Source organism: Streptomyces sp. NPDC002754 (assembly GCF_053592315.1).
Genome location: NZ_JBSFVM010000034.1, coordinates 36,271 through 48,932, shown reverse-complemented (window position 1 = coordinate 48,932; position 12,662 = coordinate 36,271). Strand labels below are relative to the sequence as shown.

The window sequence follows — 12,662 nt, the reverse complement described above, 5'->3', positions numbered from 1 at the left end:
AGTCGATCGATGGGGTGTCGGTGGGAAGTGGGGTCAGGAACCGCCGAGGCCGGTGGTGGCCACGGAGTTGACGATGCGGCGCTGGAAGAAGAGGAACACCACGATCAGCGGCAGCGCGGCCAGCAGCGCGGACGCCATCCCCGGTACGTACTGGACGCCGTGGGAGTCCCGCACCGTGGCCAGACCGACCGGGAGGGTCATCAGGTCCGAGTCGTTGGTCACGATGAACGGCCACATGAAGTTGTTCCACGCCCCGATGAAGACGAAGATCGCCACGGCGGCCACGATCGGCCGCGACAGGGGCAGGATCACCGACCAGAAGACTCGGAATTCGGAGGCTCCGTCGATGCGGGCCGCCTCCTCCAGCTCCTGGGGGATGCCGTCGAAGAAGCGCTTGAGGATGAACACCATCATGGGGGCGACCACTTGCGGCAGGATGACTGCCGCGTAGGTGTCCACCAGGTCGAAGAGCAGCATCTGCTTGAACAGCGGCACGATGAGCAGTTGCGGCGGGACCATGATGGCGGCCACGGTGACGGCGAGCAGGGCCCGGCGCCCGCGGAACGTGCCGCGCGAGAAGCCGAACGCCGCGAGCGTGGAGACGGCCACCGTGACGAGGGTGACCAGGCCCGCGATGAGGACGCTGTTGAAGGCCCAGACGGGCACGTTCCCGCGTTCCAGGATCTGTTGGTACGCGTCCAGGGTGAAGGCGCCCTTGAACGGGGAGAGTCCGGGCTTGGAGACGTCCTGTTCGCTCTGTACGGACGTGGCGATCGCCCACACGAACGGCAGCAGCCAGACGGCCGCCAGGACGACGAGCGCGGTCCCGGCCAGGGCTCGGGGCAGCCGCCCGTGGCCGAGGAGGAGCGGGGAGCCGGCCGCCTCCCGGGGACGCCGCGACTGGAAGGGCGTTGAGTAAGCGGACACGGTCAGTCCTCCGGGCGGAAGAGGCGGAGCTGCACGAGCGAGACGATGATGATCAGCGCGAAGAAGAGGTAGGAAACGGCCGAGGCGTAGCCCAGCCGGTAGCCGGTGAAGCCGACGTCGTAGACGTATTCGAGGATGGGACGGGTCGAGCTGTTGGGGCCTCCCTTGGTGAGGATGTAGATCTGGTCGAACACCTTGAGCGAGGCGAGGATCTGGAGCATGGCCACGAGTCCCGTGGTCCGGCGGAGCTGCGGCAGGGTGATGGACCACAGCCGTCGCCACGCCCCTGCGCCGTCCAGCGCGGCGGCCTCGTCGAAGGTCGTGGGCAGCGACTGGAGGGCGGCGAGGTAGAGCAGGAAGTTGAAGCCGACCGTCCACCAGACGGTGAGCGCGGCGATCGCCCACATCGCGACGGACTCGTCGGAGAGCCAGCCCACCGGCTCCATGCCGAGCGTGCCCAGGAGCTGGTTGGCGAAGCCCAGGTCCGGCTGGTAGAGCCAGGACCAGATGAGTGTCACCACGGTCACCGGCAGCAGGTAAGGGGCGAAGAACGCCAGCCGCCAGGCCCACTGCCCGGCGATTCCGCTGTGCACCAGCAGCGCCATGGCCAGCGCGACAAGAATCAGCGGCACGCTGGAGACGGCGGTGAAGAAGACCGTGTTGCCGAGGCTGCTCCAGACGTCCGGATCACCGAAGGCCTCGACGTAGTTGTCGAAGCCGACGAAGGCCGTGTCGCGCAGCGTCAGTGAGGAGTCGGTGAAGCTCATCCAGAGTCCCTGGACGATGGGCCACACCAGGAAGAGGACGAACAGCAGGAGGAACGGCAGGACGAAGACCAGGCCCGAGCCGGGGGCGCTCAGGGAGCGCCGCCGTCCGGTGCGGCGGGAGCGGTCGGCGCGGCGGGGCGCCGGTCTGGTCTGCGGACCGGTGCCGGGGGGTGCGGTGGTGGTCATGGGAATGGCTCCTTCGACTCGTCAGGCCACCGGGTTGGGTTGCTTCAGCAACGTGTCCGCCTCGCGGACCATCAGCCGCACCGCCTTCTCGGCGGTGATGTCGCCCAGCAGCGCCGACTGGAGCGGCTGGCACATCCCGACCTGGAAACTGGAGGCGGCCCCCGTGAACCAGTTCGGCGGATCGAGGACCGCCACCTTCCCGGCATCCGCGTACGAGGCCTGCGGCTTCAGGGCGGCGTACGCCGGCTTGGCGAGCACCGGCTGGTACGCCGGGATGTGGCCGGCGCTCGCCCAGGTCAGGCTCTGCTTCACCATCTCGGCGACGTACCGGTGCGCCTCGCGCCGCCGGGCCGGATCGGGTGCCTTCTGGTGCGGGAGGACGAAGCTGTGGCTGTCCGCGTAGACGGCGGGCCGGTCGAAGACCTGGGGGAAGGGCGCGGCGCCGAGCCGGATGTCGGACTCCTTCAGCGTCGGCAGCTCCCACTCGCCGAGCATGGCCATGCCGCCGCGGCCGGAGGTGAACATGGTGAGACCCGCGTAGTAGTCCAGGTTCCTGGGATTGGTCTTGCCGTCGAAGAGCCGCTGCATGAACGACACGACCCGGGTCGCGGCATCGACGTCGATCCGCGGCGGGCCGCCTTCGGGGAGGGTGAAGGCGGCGCCGGTCTGGGCGTAGAGGGCGGCGAACAGGCGCCAGTTCTGCGCGGTGTCGTTGATGTGTCCGAACACGATGCCCGCGTGGCCGGTCGCCTCGGCCAGCGCCTTACCGGCGTCCAGCATGGCCTCCGGCGACCCCATGGGCGCCAGCTCTCCGGAGGAGTCGAGCAGGCCCGCCTTGTCGGCGGCGTCCTTGTCGTAGAAGACGATGAAGGGGTGGACGTCCAGCGGGATCGCGTAGACGGACCCGTCGTGCTGGGTCCGCTTCCACACCGCGGTGGTGAAGTCCGTCTGTGTGACACCGAACTCGGCGAGCAGGTCCAGGTCGAAGGGGTCGAGCAGGCCGCCCGGGGCGTAACCGGCCAGCCGGGACAGGTGCAGCACCGCGACGTCCGAGGACCGGCCGCCGGCGGCCGACATGGCCAGCTTGGTGTAGTAGGACGGCCCCCAGTCCAGGATCGTCCGGTCGACGTCGAAGCCCCGTCCACTTCTGGAAACGGCTTTGATCATGTCGTCCATCAGCAGGCCGTCGCCGCCCTGGAACAGATCCCAGACGCTCAGGGCGGTGGAGCCGGAGGCCGAGGCCGGGGAGGCACATCCGGACAGCGAGCCCGCGCCGAGCAGCGCGCCCGCTCCGGCCATGCCCGCGCCCAGCAGGCGACGGCGGGAGAAACGGCCGGCGGCGGACGCCGGAGGTGGAGCGGTGACAGGGGGTCGCGCAGTCATCATTGACCTTTCGACGGCCGGACACGCGTGTGGGACCCGGCGGCGGACCACTGCCGAGGTGGCCCTCCGGGCCCGGCAGGCAGGGCGCGCACCTGCTGACGCGGTGCGGTGGCATGTTTTTACATCGATGTACATTGGCTGTAAAGAGTCCGCGGCAGGGAGCCGGTACGGAGGGGCGACGCACAGCGGGCCCCGGCCCGCCACGATCTAGACTCGGGGCCGACGCGGGGCAGAGAGGTGGCCGGTGGTACGACCGAAGATCAAGGACGTCGCACGACACGCAGGGGTGTCCGAGAAGACGGTGTCCAATGTGATCAACGACTACGTCCATGTCTCGGCGCGGACCCGGCGAGTGGTCCAGGAGGCCATCGACCAGCTCGGCTACAAGGTGAACCTGGCCGGCCGCCACCTGCGCAAGGGCCGCACCGGCATCATCGCGCTGGTCGTCCCCGAACTCGACGTCCCCTACTTCGCCGAACTCGCCTGGCACGTCATCCGCGAGGCCGAACAGCGCTCCCTCACCGTGCTGATCCACCAGACCGGCGCGGACCGCGACCACGAACTGGCGGCCCTGACGGGCTTCGACTCCACCTTCGTCGACGGAGTCATCCTCAGCCCGCTCGCCCTGACCGCCGACGACCTGCGGGACCGCACGGGCACGCCACCAACCGTGCTGCTCGGCGAGCTGCTGGAGGAGGGCGCGGACCACGTCGCCATCGACAACGAGAAGGCCGCGCGGGAGGCGACCGAGCACCTCATCGGTCTCGGGCGCCGTACGATTCTCGCCGTCGGCGGCCGGGACGACGCGGGCCTCGGCACCGCGGAAGCCCGCACTCGCGGCTACCGCGCCGCCCTCGCCGGGGTCGGCCTCGCCCTCGACCCGGCCGCACTGCTGCCCGTGCGTTCCTTCCGGATGCCCGACGGGGCCGAGGCGGTGACCCGGGCGCTTCGCGAGGGCGCCCAGCCGGACGCACTGCTCTGCCTCAACGACCAACTGGCGCTGGGAGCGCTGCGAGCCCTCTACGAAAACGGGGTGCGGGTGCCCGAGGACGTCGCCGTGATCGGCTTCGACGACGTGGAGGGCGGACGGTTCAGCACGCCGACGCTGAGTACGGTGGCTCCCGACAAGGCCGCAATCGCCAGGATCGCCGTCGAACTACTGGCCCGCCGAATGGACGAGGCCACCGACCGCACCCCCACGGAGACCTCCTCGGCCGCGGCCCGCTCCCCCCAGGACCTGGTGGTGGCCCACAGGTTGGTGCTGCGCGAGAGCACCGAGGGTGCCGTGCGGCACCCACAGGGTCCGTAGCGGGTGGTGGCGGTGAGCGTCGCGGTCTCGGGGTCGTGGTGGCACTCGATCGTGCAGCGGCCCAGGTGGGCACGTAGTCCTCGCCGTGGCGGGCGCCGTAGCCGCCGTGCGGCAGAATTTCGTTGATTGCGGCCACATCGGCTTTGCTCAGCGTGAGATCGGCGGCACGGCGTGCGCCCTGCGGACGGTTTCGGGGCCGGCGACGTGTCGGCGACCTTGCGGATGTTGTCCGGGCGGCTGTCGAGGGCGACCCCGATCTCCTCGGGGGCAGCGACATGTCGAAGCCGAGCTTGGTGGCCAGGACGACCCTCCTCGCGGAAGTTCTTGACGGCCCCACCGAGCAGCTTCTCGTTGGAGCCGGTGCCCCAACCGTAGAACTCGGGGGTGTCGAGGAAGGTGACACCCAGGTCGTGGGCGCGCTGGATTGCGGCAATGCCTGTGGGGGGTGTGAATTCCACACTCATGGACGCGACGCACGAGAGGGAGGCTGCACGAAGGGGGGCGCCGCACCCAGGCAGGCCTGATGTCCTGTGCGGAGGCCGCACCGGGACGCCGGGGAGATGAAGCGCCATGCGCGGCCTGCGGTCTGGACCGCGCCGGCGGCTGTGCGCTGGGGCGCGCCGGCTTTGACCGAGAGCGATGCGAAGACGGTCCGTCGCCAGGCAGGTTCCTAGATTCCGGCGAGGACGGTGGGGTCTCCCTGGGTCCAGGCGTTGTCGACGGTGACGTGGTGGATGAGCCAGACCTCCCCGCTCCTGACAAGTTCGACGTCGTAGCGGTTGGTCATGAGGACGTGGCGTGAGTGGTCCTCTCGGGGCAGGTGCTGGCACGCCACGATCGCCTCGAGGCTCGCCCTGTCGCCGTCCAGGCTGACGCGCGGGTTGCTCACGGAGTGCGTGGTGTCCAGGTGGCCGAGCGAGGCCAACAGGGCTGCGGCGATGATCTCGCGGCCTTCCACCGGCGGGTACTCCTGGCCGGCCTTCTTCGTGGCCGGACCGAAATCGGCTACTGCATCGTCTGTGAACGCGGACGAGAGAAGTTCCTTGTCACGCAGGTCGAGGCCGGCTGCGTAGCGGTAGATGGTCTCCACCACGGCGAACTTGTCCGTGATTGCCGCGGTGGAGGTGCTGCTGCCTGTTGTCGACATGGTGCTTCCTTACTTGGCGGGCCGATACACGATCAACCGTAGACCGCTAAACGACAGGTGTCGAATAGCGGTAGCGTCGAGAACGAACCCGACCGAAGGAGCGACATGTCCGACGTGAATCCCCTCCCTCGCCGGCGCCTGCGACGCGCCCTTGGCGTACCTGCCGATGGCCGGTTCTCGGCGACTGCCCCAGCGACCCGGGGGTGCAGCGCTGTGATCACCCTCGAAGTAAAGTGCGCCCATGGTGAGTGATCAGCCCCCGGCAAACGACGCGGACCCGCGCTTCACGCGCTCGCGACGGGCGATCGCCGATGCACTTGCCGACCTCATGCAGCGGACACAGTCGTGCCCCTCGGTCTCCGCCCTCTCGGAAGCTGCCGGCATCCACCGCGCCACCTTCTACAACCACTTCGACTCCGTCGAAGAGGCGGCAGTATTCGTGATCGCAGACGATTTCCGCTCCCTTCACGACCTGAACATCAGCGATCGGCGGATGGGCGCGGACCCGACCGCCGTGGCAGTGGCGACGCTGAACGCCATGCTCGACTCCCTCAGGCAGCGCAGAGGCCTCTTCCTGCTGGCTTCGACCTGGCAATCGCCGAGCGGACTGATGGGGATCGGCGACCTTCTCCTGGAGCAGCTCCGCGCTCTTCGGCGCGACCTCGGCGCCGACGAGCGGGAATCCGGCCCGCACAACTCCGTCGAGGACGTGTTTACCGCCTCCGGCGTGCACGGAGTCTTCTCTGCCGCCGTCGGGGGCATCACCGACTGCGACCCGGAAGAGATCGCTGTCCGTCTGTACGCCCTCCTCCCCGACTGGATCCGTCAGCCACCGCAGTCGCCGACGACCTGAGCCGACGGCTCGGCGCCGTTCGTGAACCACGACGGCCCGCCGCCCGCCTGAACCCCGGGCGGCGCCTGGTCGTCCGGTCGGAGCGGACCCGCCCCTGCCCTGTCGGCGCCCCCGCGGCTTCCATCAGAAAAGGGACTGGCCTACGCCCACTACATCCCCGTCAGTCAGCACAGCTGAGGCGCCGGCGGAACGAGAGCGTGGCCTCACAGAATGATGCAGAAAGGGTGCCCCGCCGGGTCCAGCATGACTCGCCGGCGCTCGGGAAGCGGTTGCACCTCCGCTTCGACGGCTCCCAGCGCGATGAGCCTGGCCTGGGTGGCATCCAGGTCCTCCACGCCCAGTTCGAGGTGAGCCTGCTTCGGTACGGAGGAGTCCGGCCAGCTGGGGGGCTGGTAGTCCTCGACGCGGTAGAAGCCCAGCCCGGGTGCCCCTTCACGGCCCAGCAGCACGAAACCGTCGGTGGAAAGAGTGACGGGCAGGCCGAGTGCCTCACCGTAGAAGCGGGCCAGCTCGGCAGGGTCGGGACAGTCAAAGGTGACGGCCAAATAGCGGATCGCAGGATCGGTATCGGTATGGGTGCTCATCAGAGGACTCCTTGCTGGCGGGGCAGGCCACGCGCGGTGATGCCTGCCGTTCGGCGGTGCCGGGCTGGGCCGGCCTGTGATCGGTGCGACACCGCGCTCACTGTGTGCCCACTTCACCGGTCGGAAAGTCCGGGTTCGGGCCCTCGGGCATGCTCTGCAGGGTCCGCTGCAGGCCGTCGCCGATGCGGTCCATGGTGGCCTCGTAGGCTTCCGGCATGTCGACGTCGAGCCGGTCGGCGAGCACGAAGACCCACCACAGGCACTCGGCCAGCTTGTGCCGCAGTTCGGCGTCCACGTCACCGTCGATGCCCCAGGTGCGCTCAGCGGCGAGCACCAGGCGCCCGACGTAGGCCGCGTCGTTGGTGAAGCCGAGCGCGAGCTCGGGCAGGGTCCAGGTCCGGCCCAGTACGCGCTGCTCGATCTGCTCGTACTGGGCTCGGACCTGCAGTGCTTTCTCATCGGCCTCGATGAGGCCGGCCTTTTCGTCGCGTTCCGGCGTCTCGTTCACTAGGTGTCCCTCCGGGGAGATGGTCGGTGTCATTGACGACGCTAAAGGCAGGTGGACGTAGCCGGTGATCGCCTACAGGGGCCCGGAGACCGCCCGGCTTCCCTCCGTGCCGCACGTCACGGTGTGTCTGTGGGAGCCAGTTCGAATTCGGACCGCTCGGACTCGACTCCGTTGATCTGGAGGGAGATTGCATGTCGCCCGGGGTAGTAGCGGCGTGTCGTGATCGGCCGGAACGAATGCTCCCGCATCACCTCCATCTGTGCGCCCGGTTCGAGGGTTCGGGTGGTCAGTTTGAAGGTCTTGCCGGTCCGGTTTCCGTTGGCCTTGCGGTGATGCACGATGTAGGCGATCGTCAGCCGCGCCGCAGTATCACCTACGTTGCGGATCGAGGCGGTGAGCTGGACGCTCTCACCAAGAGGGACGATGTCCCGGTCCAGCCGGGGCCCGACCACGTCCAGGACGGCGGGAGCGAAGCCGAGCAGTTCCAGTGCCCCGAGGTGGCCGCGCTTGATGAGCGTGCGCAGCCCGTGCCGTACCAGGCGTTCCGTGGTGGCATCAGGACTGTCCAGCCAGCGGCGCGCCGTGTCGACGACGAGCTCGGGGTGGTCGCGGCTGAGGTCGTTGAGGTGGTTGGCGACCGAGCGGCGTACGTATGCGCTCTCGTCCCGGTAGAGGGCGTCCAGGATGGGGACGGTCGCTCCGGGACGGGCCAGGATCTGTGGCACACGTACCGCCCAGGGCAGATAGGGACGGGTGCCTTCGGAGGCGAGCCTGCGCACGTCGGGGTCCGCCGATCCCGTCCAGTCGTCCGCGATGGCGCGGAGTGCCCGGTCGAGGTCGTGTCGCAGCAGTGTCCTGATCGCGAACTCGGAGGAGAGCCGCCCGGTGAGGTCGGCGAGGAGCGCCATGGCGTCGTCGAAGGGGGCGGTCTCGCCTTCCTGGACGGCGCGGGTGGCGAGCGCGCTGGTGACCGGCCAGATCAACCATCCGGTGAACTGAGGTGCATTGTCGCGGGCCGTTCGTACTGTCCGGGCGAGTGTGCCGTAATCGCCCGGTAGGTCTGTCAGCAGTGCGTCGCGCAGCAGGTCGGCGCGCTGTCTGAGTGGCAGCGGGCCGATCTGCCGTGCTGCCGCGTGCAGTGCCGTGAGGGTGGCGTCCGGAGCGGCGGCCCGGATGGCGTGCGTGAGGTTCTGCACGGTGTGGCGGCTGATGAGTTCGTCGGCGAACGGCATGCTGGTCTCTCCGTCATGTGACGTGGTGCAGCGCGGTGGTGAGCTGCCGGTCCATGCTGTCGTGGTCGATCGTGGCGCGGACGTGAGAGTCGATAATGCGTCCGTCGCCGGTCTCGACGATGCGTCGCCACAGGAAGCCGAACTGTCGCTTCAGGTAGGCGTCGATGTCTGCGTTCGCCTTTACGAAGTCGGCGGCGGAGAGGCCCGGGACCGGGCGCAACGTGGTGATCTCAAGTGTCTCGGCCATGATGTGTTCCGTTCTCGTCACGCAGTGCTGTTGATGGCGGTCAGCGGACGAACGCCTTGGCGGACAGGCCGTTGACCGTGGTGTCACCCTGCTGGAAGCCGACCATGGACTCGATCATGCTGTGGGGGTAGTCGAGGGTGACTGCCGTGAGGCTGTTCAGTTCGGTGATCTGCGCGTCGGTGAGCGTGACGTCGAGCGAGGCGAGATTGGCGGCCAGCTGCTCCTGTGTCCGGGCGCCGACCAGGGTGGACGTCACCTCGAAGCGCTGCCGCACCCAGGCGAGCGCCACCGCTGCCACTGTCGTACCGAGGCTGTCGGCGATCTCCTGCAGGGCGTCGAGGAGGACGAAGGTCGGTTCGCTCAGGTAGGAGGCGGCGTACGCGGTGCGCCCTGAACCGGCCACCTGGGTGGCGGTGCGCGAGTACTTGCCGGTCAGGACCCCGCTGGCCAGCGGACTCCATGGTGTGATGCCGAGTCCGAAGCGGCGGGCGGCTCCGAAAGTCTCGCCCTCGACGCTGCGGGCGAGCAGGGAGTACTCCACCTGGAGTGCGGCGACGGGCTCCCATTCCCGCAGCCGGGCGGTGGTGGCGGCCTCGGCGACCCACCAGGCGGGCGCGTTGGACAGGCCGATGGCGTGGATCTTTCCCGCGCGGACCAGATCGGTGAGGGTGGACAGGGTCTCCGCGACGGGAGTGTGCCGGTCCCACTGGTGCATCCAGTAAAGGTCGATGTAGTCGGTGTTCAACCGGCGCAGAGACGCGTCCAGTTGGGCGCGGATCGCCTTGCGGCCGGCACCGCCGGAGTTGGGATCGTCGGCCGCCATGCTGCCGCCGAACTTCGTCGCCAGGACGACGCGGTCACGGCGGCCGGGACGCTGGGCGAAGTAGCGGCCCAGGGTCTCTTCGGAAGCGCCGCTGTTGTACATGTTGGCGGTGTCCACGAAGTTGCCGCCGGCGTCGAGGTAATGGTCCAGCAGCCCGAACGAGGTTTCTGGGCCGGAACCCCAGCTGCCGTCGTCGAAGTTCATGGCGCCGAAGGCCAGAGGGCTCACGCGGAGCCCGGAGCGGCCGAGGGTGCGGTACGAGGTGAGTGACATGGTGTTTCCTTCTGGGTCTCGCAGTCTCAGAACTACGGATGCGGACGATGGTCCGCGGTGGGGCGTGGACTCCACACTCGCCGACAGGGCCCCGAAGAGGGAGGTTGCGCGAGGGCGGGTGTGCCACACCCAGGCCATTCGGTGAAGCAGGTCCGTGCCCCGGGGTGTCCCCTACAGGTCCTTGATCTGCGAGTCGCCGACGGCGAGAGCCAGTTCGGGCCCGTAGGCGGAGGAAGGCGACTGGAAGCCAGGCGTGAAGGAACCGGCCAACACACGGCGGGCGATCTCCACGGAGGAAAGCTGGGTGAACCGGTAGCCGGTCGGTGTGTCGATCAGGGAACGGACCACGCTGCCGTCCCGGCCGGTGACCTCGGCCACGACCTTGCTGCGTCCGACTTCCCTCTCCTGGGCGGTAGGGCCGTCGGGCAGCGTCGAGAGGTCCAGGTCGATGGGGAGCGGCCGGCCGACCTGCACGTACACCTCGATCGAGGGGATGCCCGTGGCGTAGTGGCTGGTGATCAGGTCGCCCATGGACACGGATACGCACTCTTCCGGACCGTCGTCACCGAAGTCGAACGAAGCGGCCTTGGGCTCCGGCAGCGCGACGATGTCCCCGTCCTTGCGGACCAGCACGCCCAGGTCACCGATGCCCTCGGTGGCGCTGACGATGGACCCGCGGGAGAAGAGATTCAAGCCTTCCGACTCCTCGGGGGTCGCGCTGAGGAGCTTGAGCGCCAGGCGCAGACCGATGGGCTCGTCGACGCGTGCCGCGGCATGCGCGGCCACGCAGTCGCTGGGCACGACGTCCCAGCCGGCGCCGGACATGACCATCACGCCGGCGGCCGCGGCCTCGGCGTGCCGGGAACGCGCGGTGGCGAACACGTCGTATTCGGCGGTGGTGTCGAGGTAGTGCACACCCTTGTCGATGCAGGCGTCCATCAGCGGGCCCGCGGTGCGCTGGAAGGGGCCGGCGACGTTCAGGACCACGGTGATGCCGTCGAGCGCGTCTCGCAGGAGTGCGGGGTCATCGACCGTGAATGCCCGGCTGTCGACACCAAGTTCCTCACCGAGTGCCTTGACGCGCTCCTGGTTGCGGCCGGCCACGACGACGTCGAGGCCCGACTCCTTGGCGTGCTCGGCGACGAGCTTCCCGGTGTAACCGGTGGCTCCGTAAATCAGCAGGCGGGGGGTGGCTGACATGATGCGCTCCCATGAACAGGCAATGAGGTGGGACTGCGGGAAAGGCCCGTCCCGAGCGGTGACGCGCTCGGTGCTGTGTGCCTCGCATCCAGGCTAGGAGCAGATCCGGACACATACGGTCCTGGTCTCCCACCGGTCGCCGCGTGACCCTCCCGGTCGTCACGAGCGGCTCGTCACGGCTGCTCGTCGGCTCCCTGCCGGCCCGCTTCGTTCCCTCGGTACAGAGCGTCGAGCCGGGCGAGCAGCGCCTCGCGAACGGAGGCGGGGGACAGCACCTCCAGCGGCGTGCGCAGGCTCAGGAGGTAACCGGCGAGCTGGTCGGGGTCGGACCCGCCGATGCTGATGACCGTCGCGTTCGGCCCGTCGGGTTCATGGGTGGCGACGATGGGTGCCACCAAGCGCCGGGCGTCGTCGTGGGACAGCGGAAGCCGGACGCGGGCGAAGAAGGGATATCCGGTGCGGGTGATGGTGTCGGAGACCAACTGCGCGGCGTCCGGGGTGTCCGGCACCTCGACCACCTCCCCGGTGGACTCGGCCTCCACCACCCGGTCCGCACGGAACGTCCGCCAGGCCGACCGTTCGACGTCGCGGGCCACGAAGTACCAGTGGACGCCGGTGTACACCAGGCGGTACGGATCGACGCACCGGACCGTGGTGGTGCCATGCATGTCGCGGTAGGTGAGTGTGGTGCGCTCGGAGGCCCGGCAGACGGAGGCCAGCAGCAGGAGCACGTCGGCGGACGCCCGGGGGGTCTCGCAGCGCGGGGTGTGTTCGACGGTGGCATCGAGCCCCTCCAGCCGCCTCGCCATCCGGGTGGGGAGGATCTGCCGCAGCTTCAGCAGTGCCGACAGTGCTGCCGGGTCGGCACCCAGTGCCGCTCCGTGTGCGGCTTCCCTGAGCGCCACGGCTACGGCGAACACCTCGTCGTCGTCCAGGTTCAGCGGCGGCATGCGGTTGCCCGCGCCGAAGCGGTAGCCGCCGCCCGGCCCCGGTACGGACTCCACGCCGTAGCCGAGCTCACGCAGCTTGTCGACGTCCCGGCGCACCGTGCGCTCGGTGACGTCCAGCTGTCGCGCCAGCTCCGCATTGGACCAGGTGGGCCTGCTGGACAACAAGGACACCAACCGAAGCAGCCGAGCGGAGGTGGTGATCATGGAACGAACCTATCCGGAAGCCGTGAGCGGGGCGGCCCCGCGTGGGTCGGAGCTGGCGCGGAGCTCTCG

13 protein-coding genes are annotated in these 12,662 nt (G+C 69.0%); 2 read left to right on the top strand and 11 right to left on the bottom strand.

The window, feature by feature from the left end; all coding sequences use genetic code 11:
• Positions 1-33 precede the first annotated feature (33 nt).
• From ACWD2L_RS36080 to ACWD2L_RS36070, 3 genes are read right to left on the bottom strand one after another with little or no spacing between them, the layout of a single operon-like run.
• A complete protein-coding gene (locus tag ACWD2L_RS36080; RefSeq protein WP_351333322.1) occupies positions 34-927 on the bottom strand; it encodes a carbohydrate ABC transporter permease in 894 nt (297 codons plus the stop codon).
• Between the two features lie 2 nt (positions 928-929).
• On the bottom strand, positions 930-1,880 hold the full coding sequence (locus tag ACWD2L_RS36075; RefSeq protein WP_351333320.1) for a carbohydrate ABC transporter permease: 951 nt from the start codon (positions 1,878-1,880) through the stop codon (positions 930-932).
• A gap of 21 nt (positions 1,881-1,901) precedes the next feature.
• Complete coding sequence (locus ACWD2L_RS36070) at positions 1,902-3,263, bottom strand: extracellular solute-binding protein (protein WP_351333317.1); 1,362 nt, start codon at positions 3,261-3,263, stop codon at positions 1,902-1,904.
• Between the two features lie 244 nt (positions 3,264-3,507).
• Here ACWD2L_RS36070 and ACWD2L_RS36065 point away from each other — a divergent pair, with 244 nt between their 5' ends.
• Positions 3,508-4,572: a LacI family DNA-binding transcriptional regulator gene (locus ACWD2L_RS36065; RefSeq protein WP_351333314.1), complete on the top strand. Its 1,065-nt coding sequence runs from the start codon at positions 3,508-3,510 to the stop codon at positions 4,570-4,572.
• A 670-nt stretch (positions 4,573-5,242) separates the two neighbouring features.
• On the opposite strand, the gene ACWD2L_RS36060 is transcribed toward ACWD2L_RS36065, so the two are convergent.
• The gene (locus tag ACWD2L_RS36060; protein WP_351333311.1) at positions 5,243-5,719 is read right to left on the bottom strand and encodes a nuclear transport factor 2 family protein; all 477 of its coding nucleotides are present in this window, start codon (positions 5,717-5,719) and stop codon (positions 5,243-5,245) included.
• A 241-nt stretch (positions 5,720-5,960) separates the two neighbouring features.
• Here ACWD2L_RS36060 and ACWD2L_RS36055 point away from each other — a divergent pair, with 241 nt between their 5' ends.
• On the top strand, positions 5,961-6,572 hold the full coding sequence (locus ACWD2L_RS36055) for a TetR/AcrR family transcriptional regulator (RefSeq protein WP_351333308.1): 612 nt from the start codon (positions 5,961-5,963) through the stop codon (positions 6,570-6,572).
• A gap of 203 nt (positions 6,573-6,775) precedes the next feature.
• On the opposite strand, the gene ACWD2L_RS36050 is transcribed toward ACWD2L_RS36055, so the two are convergent.
• The 7 genes from ACWD2L_RS36050 to ACWD2L_RS36020 form a co-directional block, all read right to left on the bottom strand.
• Positions 6,776-7,156, bottom strand: coding sequence for a VOC family protein (locus tag ACWD2L_RS36050; protein ID WP_351333305.1), 381 nt, complete (start codon positions 7,154-7,156; stop codon positions 6,776-6,778).
• A gap of 97 nt (positions 7,157-7,253) precedes the next feature.
• On the bottom strand, positions 7,254-7,664 hold the full coding sequence (locus ACWD2L_RS36045; protein WP_351333302.1) for a nucleoside triphosphate pyrophosphohydrolase family protein: 411 nt from the start codon (positions 7,662-7,664) through the stop codon (positions 7,254-7,256).
• A 116-nt stretch (positions 7,665-7,780) separates the two neighbouring features.
• Positions 7,781-8,896, bottom strand: a complete 1,116-nt coding sequence (locus tag ACWD2L_RS36040; protein ID WP_351333299.1) for a DNA alkylation repair protein — start codon at positions 8,894-8,896, stop codon at positions 7,781-7,783.
• Positions 8,897-8,909: 13 nt separating this feature from the next.
• Positions 8,910-9,143, bottom strand: coding sequence for a hypothetical protein (locus ACWD2L_RS36035; protein ID WP_351333297.1), 234 nt, complete (start codon positions 9,141-9,143; stop codon positions 8,910-8,912).
• Positions 9,144-9,183: 40 nt separating this feature from the next.
• Entirely contained in the window at positions 9,184-10,239 is a 1,056-nt protein-coding gene (locus ACWD2L_RS36030; protein ID WP_351333294.1) for an aldo/keto reductase, read from the bottom strand.
• Positions 10,240-10,410: 171 nt separating this feature from the next.
• Positions 10,411-11,439, bottom strand: coding sequence for a saccharopine dehydrogenase family protein (locus ACWD2L_RS36025; RefSeq protein WP_351333292.1), 1,029 nt, complete (start codon positions 11,437-11,439; stop codon positions 10,411-10,413).
• A gap of 173 nt (positions 11,440-11,612) precedes the next feature.
• Positions 11,613-12,593 (bottom strand): helix-turn-helix transcriptional regulator, encoded by a 981-nt coding sequence (locus ACWD2L_RS36020; protein ID WP_351333290.1) that lies wholly within the window; start codon positions 12,591-12,593, stop codon positions 11,613-11,615.
• Positions 12,594-12,662: the final 69 nt, after the last annotated feature.